This window comes from Pseudodesulfovibrio sp. JC047 (genome assembly GCF_010468615.1).
In the GTDB taxonomy this organism is placed as follows: domain Bacteria; phylum Desulfobacterota; class Desulfovibrionia; order Desulfovibrionales; family Desulfovibrionaceae; genus Pseudodesulfovibrio.
Genome location: NZ_WUEH01000044.1, coordinates 1 through 3,162, shown reverse-complemented (window position 1 = coordinate 3,162; position 3,162 = coordinate 1). Strand labels below are relative to the sequence as shown.

The window sequence follows — 3,162 nt, the reverse complement described above, 5'->3', positions numbered from 1 at the left end:
TGAAGGGACACGGGATAACTTAGGGGATAGTGCAGGATAATTCGGGACTATCCGGGACTGCCTGGGATTATCCGGGACCGCTATTGTGAAACACTGTTACATATTTTGAAACAGCGACCCTTGCCTCGGTAACCGCCTTTGTCGTTCGACGCGGATAATGCGATAGATGGCTTGGCGGGACAACCCGAATTTGCGGACTAGCTCAGAAATATTGTCGCCAGAAAATTCGGAATAAATATCGGAGTTGCGTGTATTCATACGGGTTACTAAATCCATAGGAATATAAACGGACTGTCCACCCCAATTGTCTGCAATATGGGCGGCCGCGTCTTGGGCCGCCCTTTTTGCCTTGTTAGGATCAATACCGAGTTTGTCTGTAAGTATCATGGTCAAATTGTCGGCCAAATCAACCAACAATTCTGCACCTACTTCACGACTCTTCATGCGGACCTCGCTCTCACTCTTTTCTGCCAATTTTTGAGAATTTCGATCACGTCGCTGGCCTGAAAACGATTGAGCCAAGTGTATGACTCGACGTTGATATGACAACGATTTTGAATAAAGGTGTTGAGTGCCTTGATGCTGGGATTGCGTACTTCGCCGATCTTGTGCAGTTCCTGCCAAAGCACCCATATCTTTCGGGCCTGAGGATCAACCTTGGGTGGTTGCTTTTTATTAAACTGCTTTCCCGTGAGGAAATCCAGATACGCGCAAAGGTCTTTCAATTCATTAATAGATAGATCAGCCGTGGAATTTTTATAGTAGCGAACCAACAACATGGTTTCATAATCCTCAGCCGACATATGGAGAACTTGATTTTGGATGGTCTTGGCCTTCCTGATCAGGCAGACTCTCCAATTCTTTCCCTTATTTTTCATTGCCATGTTGGTATGCCTTTTACAGATACGTGGTTACTTGCCGAACAACTCAGCCAGCTTGGGGTTGTCCCGCGACATGATGTCAATGACAGTCACGTTAGAGGTCAAAGCCTCAATGTTTATATTCCAGCCACGGACAGCACCTTCAGCTTGAGGTGCAAGTGGTCCAGAGCATCCACAAGAGGCGTACTTAATCTGCTGTTTGCCGTTTACCTCAACTAGAGTAGGTATGCCGCCACACACGCATGTGCTGCTGGCCTGATATGCTTCGATTGCGTTCATGATTTCTCCTTGGTCGCTAAATTGCGGATTAGTTGTCATCGCCATGCACATCAGCCAATACAGCCTTGAGGTCTGTCGCCATTATTGGGGCCTCGTCCTCGTATATATTGATTGTGCGCTGTATAGCCTCGGTCAGGGCCTTTATTTGAGCGTCCTTTTTCTCAGCGACTATTTGGGCCGCGTTACGTATTGCATTGGGATCGCCAACCATTGCTTTTGGGTTGAGATACATCACCATGGTTTCTCCTTTGGTCATATTTCTGCTGATTCAATGCATTTTCTAAAACGATTTCCGATTTGATTTTTGATAAGCCAATTGGGGGACGGCCACCATGGGCCGCCCTCTTTGTTGCCGCGAATTATGCACTGGCCATATCCAAAGCAATGGATTGAGGCTTGCCATGTTCACCTCGTTCATAGGCCCGAACATAGGTTGTACTGCCTACGATGGTCAGGCTGTTGCCGATGGCATCCATAGCTTTGAGCCAGCGTTCGTCTTTGATGTTCAGCCGCCGCAACCCCAGAATACGGCTGGTGTTAATACGGCCTTCCTTATCAACCTGAAATGCGTCGTTGATGAGAGCCTGAATCTCGGTCCTGGAACCTTCGGTCCATTCCTTGATGCATTCGTCAATCAGTTCCTTTGCGGCCTGGAGCTGTTCATCAAAACTCAGGTGTTCGGAAATCTGGCGCTTAATTTCATAGTTGCCGTCGTAACTGCGGAGAGTGACGTTGCCTTTCTTGCCGCCAACCGACACTCCGTACTGTTCTCCGCTCAATTGGATAAACGCTTCGATGTCATCAAGTGCAGCCATCTTGAGTTTCCGCAACGCTTCCTGCTGACGTTTGAATTTTCCCACCAATTCCAACACCAGTTCGTCCCTAGCCTTGTCGATATCCTTCACCTGATCCATTGGAACCAGGTGGTCTTGGGCATTTTTCATGTACCCTTTGGGTACGTCGTTTTTGAGACTATTCATTATACCCTCCTACAAGTGGGGCTTTTTCCAGCATATCCACGGTTTCGGCATCATATATGAGCGCGTCGCACAGCCGGTTGGCGTGTTCGATGGAATTGACGTCCATTCCGCGCTGGATAAGTGCCTTGAGTTCGATTGCCTTGCCGACGATCTTGCCGCTAATCAATCCTTTGGCCGTATTGGGCCATGCCTTATTGCCAGTCTGTCGACGGCTGCCGGGTGTTGTTCCAATGATTTCCAATTCCATAAGAGCCTCCTTAGACCTGCTGGATGATGTCCGGGGTGATTATCGGCGCGCCGATGTCGCTTGCCAGATTCATGGCCGCGACAATCAGGTTGCCCACGGCCAGTGGATAGACCAAAGACAAGGAGTCGCCAGCGCCGGAACGGGACTTGGGACCGGTTAATTTCGAGCGGAGCGCCTCAATGGCATCATCGGTGATGATTTTGGAGGCGTCCGCACCCACACGGTCGAACCGAAAGCGAACGTATTCCGGCAAGCTGCCGTTCATAGGGGCCAGCTCCACCATTTCGCACCGCTGTACGACTTCACGCACGGCGGGATTGCTTTCGCTTAGCTTCTGTTTAAGTTCGGTTTGTCCCAACAAAATGATACCCATGAGTTTCCTAAAGCCGTCCTCTAGTTCCAGAAATCGTTTGAGGTGCTTGAGGGTCGGAAGGGGCAACCCATGTGCCTCCTCAATGATGAGGCAATGAGAATTGTTGGCGCGACGGCTGGAGCGCAGCACATTGTGCAATTGCCTGAATCTCGCCTCCGGGCTGGACTTGATAGGCTCGGTAGGGGCCACGGTTGCCATAATCGCTTCGGCGATATGCTGGGCCTTGAGCGTCTTGCCTGTCTTGTCGTTATCCTCCATACCCAAAACATACGGCTCCATGATGTGGACGGACTTTCCCTCTCGGGCAATGCGGTCGATCAAGTCTCGGCGCAAGGTGGACTTGCCGGAACCGGACTCTCCGACGATGGCCATAAATCCGCCGTGCCGCGCCGTGTGGTACAG

The 3,162-nt window shown here is 50.3% G+C and carries 7 protein-coding genes; all 7 read right to left on the bottom strand.

Annotation, left to right across the window (positions count from 1 at the left end; genetic code table 11):
• Positions 1-96: 96 nt before the first annotated feature.
• Complete coding sequence (locus GO013_RS16580) at positions 97-444, bottom strand: Mor transcription activator family protein (protein ID WP_163813126.1); 348 nt, start codon at positions 442-444, stop codon at positions 97-99.
• A complete protein-coding gene (locus GO013_RS16575) occupies positions 441-884 on the bottom strand; it encodes a regulatory protein GemA (RefSeq protein ID WP_163813125.1) in 444 nt (147 codons plus the stop codon). Before GO013_RS16575 ends, GO013_RS16580 begins: the two co-directional genes overlap by 4 nt.
• A 27-nt stretch (positions 885-911) precedes the next feature.
• The gene (locus tag GO013_RS16570; protein ID WP_163813124.1) at positions 912-1,160 is read right to left on the bottom strand and encodes a hypothetical protein; all 249 of its coding nucleotides are present in this window, start codon (positions 1,158-1,160) and stop codon (positions 912-914) included.
• A gap of 28 nt (positions 1,161-1,188) precedes the next feature.
• Positions 1,189-1,398: a hypothetical protein gene (locus tag GO013_RS16565; protein ID WP_163813122.1), complete on the bottom strand. Its 210-nt coding sequence runs from the start codon at positions 1,396-1,398 to the stop codon at positions 1,189-1,191.
• 121 nt (positions 1,399-1,519) lie between these two features.
• Positions 1,520-2,140 (bottom strand): DUF3164 family protein, encoded by a 621-nt coding sequence (locus GO013_RS16560; protein ID WP_163813120.1) that lies wholly within the window; start codon positions 2,138-2,140, stop codon positions 1,520-1,522.
• Positions 2,133-2,387, bottom strand: coding sequence for a hypothetical protein (locus GO013_RS16555; RefSeq protein WP_163813118.1), 255 nt, complete (start codon positions 2,385-2,387; stop codon positions 2,133-2,135). Before GO013_RS16555 ends, GO013_RS16560 begins: the two co-directional genes overlap by 8 nt.
• 10 nt (positions 2,388-2,397) lie before the next feature.
• Positions 2,398-3,162, bottom strand: a 765-nt coding sequence (locus GO013_RS16550; RefSeq protein ID WP_163813116.1) for an AAA family ATPase, incomplete at its 5' end; no start/stop codon positions are given.

Coding starts and splice junctions, on each gene's coding strand:
- GO013_RS16580 (WP_163813126.1), bottom strand. CDS start 444: ATGAAGAGTCGTGAAGTAGGTGCAGAATTGTTGGTTGATTTGGCCGAC.
- GO013_RS16575 (WP_163813125.1), bottom strand. CDS start 884: ATGGCAATGAAAAATAAGGGAAAGAATTGGAGAGTCTGCCTGATCAGG.
- GO013_RS16570 (WP_163813124.1), bottom strand. CDS start 1,160: ATGAACGCAATCGAAGCATATCAGGCCAGCAGCACATGCGTGTGTGGC.
- GO013_RS16565 (WP_163813122.1), bottom strand. CDS start 1,398: ATGGTGATGTATCTCAACCCAAAAGCAATGGTTGGCGATCCCAATGCA.
- GO013_RS16560 (WP_163813120.1), bottom strand. CDS start 2,140: ATGAATAGTCTCAAAAACGACGTACCCAAAGGGTACATGAAAAATGCC.
- GO013_RS16555 (WP_163813118.1), bottom strand. CDS start 2,387: ATGGAATTGGAAATCATTGGAACAACACCCGGCAGCCGTCGACAGACT.